The following is a 2,934-nucleotide window of genomic DNA, read 5'->3' as shown; positions in this document are numbered from 1 at the left end:
ACGGGGCGGGCCATACGTTCAGCCGGGACGAGAGCCACACCGGGCGCCGACGCCGCTCGCGGCGCTGGCGACGCCGCTGGTGACGCGCACGCTCCTCGTCGCCCTCGCCCTGGTCGTCCTCGGCAAGGCAGCCCGCTACGCCGGTATCCTGCCCTCCGTCGATCTGACCGATTTCGACGCCTTCCACATCGCCGGCCGGATGGTGTGGCGGGGCGACATCGCCGATGCCTATCATCTCCCGGCCCTGTTGCGGGTCCAGCGCACGCTCACCGGCAACGAAGCCTTCCTGCCCTGGACCTACCCGCCGCCCTTCGACCTCGTCGTGGCGGGGTTGGCGCTCCTGCCGATCAGCCTCGCCTATCTCGCCTTCGTCGGCACGACGCTCGCCGCCTATCTGCTCGTGCTGGCCCGGATCGCCGGCCCGCTCTTTCCGGTGACGCTGCTCGCTCTGTTCCCGGTTCTCTTCATCGGGGTGGCCTCGGGGCAGAACGGCTTCCTCACCGGCACCCTGATCGGATTGACCGGTCTCGGCCTTCTAGGCGGACGAACGGGTGCCGGCGTGCCGCTCGGCCTGATGGTGATCAAGCCGCACCTTGCTGTGGGACTCGGCCTCTGCGCCCTTCTGATGCGCCGCTGGGCCTGCCTCGCCGTGGCGGCCCTGGTCGCGACCCTCGCGGCGGGCCTTGCCACCGCCGTGCTCGGCCTCGCGATCTGGCCGGCCTTCCTGCGGGGTGTGGACGAGGCAAAGGCCTTCCTGGCAGCAGGCGAGTATCCTCTGTTCCGGATGGTGTCGGTCTATGCGTGGCTGCGCAGTGTCGGCTTGGCCGCCCCCCTCGCCCTGGCTGCGCAGATGGCGACGGCCATGGCCGCCCTCGGGCTCATCGGGCGCGCGCTGCAACGAAGGCTGCCGCCGCGGCAGGTTGTTGGCCTCGCCGCTCTGGTGAGTCTGCTCGTCAGCCCCTACGCCTACGATTACGATCTGCCGCTCTACGGGATCGCTCTCGCCCTCCTGCTGCCGGATCTCCTCGAACGGGCGAGCCGGGGGGAGCAGATCACCCTGCTCGGCCTCGGTTGGGGCGCCGGCGGCTACGGCTTCGTGACGAACTCGGTCTGGGGAGACATCGAGACGGCGCCGCCGGTCGGCGTCTCCTTCGCCGCCCCTATCCTTCTCGTCCTGCTCGCCCTGATCTGGCGCATCCTGCGGCGGGGACGGCCGGCGGAGGCGGTCCTTCCGTCCGCCGGCCCGGCCGCCGCGTAGGGGGACCGTCCGATGTCCCCGCACCACGCCCTCGCCGGCCCGGATGCGCGAGACCTACGGCCGATCTCCGGCTGGGGTCGCTACCCCCAAGCGGTGAGCGAGATCCTTGCGGCGGATGCGCCCGCGACCCTGCCCGCGCTCCTCCACGGCCGTCGGGGCCTGATCGCCCGCGGCGGCGGGCGCGCCTATGGCGATGCCGCGATCGGCCGGCGCATCACCGTCCTGACCGGGGCGCTCGACCGAATGCGCGGCTTCGACCCCGCCACCGGCCGGCTGTGGGCGGAGGCCGGGATCACCCTCGCCGAGATCATCCGCACCGTCCTGCCCAGGGGCTTCTTCCCCCCGGTGGTGCCCGGCACGCAGTGCGTCACCCTCGGTGGGATGATTGCCGCCGATGTTCACGGCAAGAACCACCACCGCGAGGGTGGCTTCGGTGCCCATGTCGAGGCGCTGACCCTGCTGACGCCCGACGGCGTCCCGCGCGCCTGCTCGCGGGAGCGCGACCCCGACCTCTTCGCCATGACCCTGGGCGGGATGGGGCTGACCGGGACGATCCTCGACGCGACCCTTCGCCTGCGGCCGGTCGAGAGCGGCTGGATCGTTCAGCGGACCCGCGTGGCGGCCGACCTCGCGGCGATGCTGCGGGCGCTGGAGCAGGATGGCGCGGCGACCTATTCCGTCGCCTGGATCGATTGCCTCGCGCGAGGGCCCGCCCTGGGGCGCGGCCTCGTCTACCGGGGCGAACATGCCGGCCGGGAGGCCTGCCGCGCCGCCGGACGCGACCCGTTCCCGGCCCCGGCGCGCGGCCGGCTCGCGGTGCCGCCGGGCTGGCCGGGCTGGACCCTGAACCGCCTCTCCGTCGCCGCCTTCAACGCCCTGTACTTCCGGCGCGGGGCGGCGATGGCCGAAACACCCGCCCTGGTGCCGTGGCAGGCCTATTTCTTCCCCCTAGACGGGCTCCAGGCCTGGAACCGGCTCTACGGTCGGCGCGGCTTCGTCCAGCATCAATGCGTGCTGCCCCCGCGCGGCGCCCATGCCGTGCTCTCGGAGATGCTCGACCGGATCGCCCGCCTCGGCAGCGCCTCGCCGCTGGCGGTGCTCAAGCGGCTCGGCCCCGGCGGCGGCGGGCTGTCCTTCCCGATGGAAGGCTACACCCTCGCCCTCGACCTGCCGGCGAACCGCGCGACCTTCGCCCTCCTCGACGCGCTGGACCGCCTCGTGGTCGCGGCCGGCGGGCGCCTCTACCTCGCCAAGGATGCCCGCCAGAGCCGCGACACCTTCGAGGCGGGCTATCCGGATCTGCCCGCCTTCCGGGAGATGCGGCGGTGCCTCGGCGCTGAGCAAACGCTCGCCTCCCGCCTCTCCACGCGTCTGGGATTGTAATGGCCGGAACCCTGCTCCTCGTCGGAGCCACCTCCGATATCGGTCATGCCGTGGCCGCCCGCTATGCCGAGGCCGGCTGGCGCATCCTGCTGGCGGCGCGCGACCCGGCTCGGGCCCAGCGCAACGCCGACGACCTCGCCGCGCGATTTCGCGCCGAGGTGACGCTGCTGCGCCTCGACATCTTGGAGACGGACGGCTTCGCGCGGGTCCTCGACGGCCTGCCGGTGCTGCCCGACACCGTGGTCTGCGCGGTCGGCGAACTCGGCGACCAGAGGCGGGCGGAGGGCGACATG

At 72.9% G+C, this 2,934-nt stretch carries 3 protein-coding genes; all 3 read left to right on the top strand.

Annotated elements, in window-relative coordinates; all coding sequences use genetic code 11:
- The first annotated feature begins 64 nt into the window (after nucleotides 1-64).
- Nucleotides 65-1,258: a glycosyltransferase family 87 protein gene (locus MZTS_RS22765; protein WP_192285525.1), complete on the top strand. Its 1,194-nt coding sequence runs from the start codon at nucleotides 65-67 to the stop codon at nucleotides 1,256-1,258.
- 12 nt (nucleotides 1,259-1,270) lie between these two features.
- Complete coding sequence (locus MZTS_RS22760; RefSeq protein ID WP_192285524.1) at nucleotides 1,271-2,641, top strand: FAD-binding oxidoreductase; 1,371 nt, start codon at nucleotides 1,271-1,273, stop codon at nucleotides 2,639-2,641.
- A partial coding sequence (locus MZTS_RS22755; RefSeq protein ID WP_192285523.1) for an SDR family NAD(P)-dependent oxidoreductase occupies nucleotides 2,641-2,934 on the top strand: 294 nt, incomplete at its 3' end. The genes MZTS_RS22760 and MZTS_RS22755, both read left to right, overlap by 1 nt.

Source organism: Methylorubrum zatmanii, assembly GCF_014845115.1.
Lineage (GTDB): Bacteria > Pseudomonadota > Alphaproteobacteria > Rhizobiales > Beijerinckiaceae > Methylobacterium > Methylobacterium zatmanii.
Note: the sequence above shows the minus strand (reverse complement) of the source record. Positions and strands in the feature narration are given on the sequence as shown.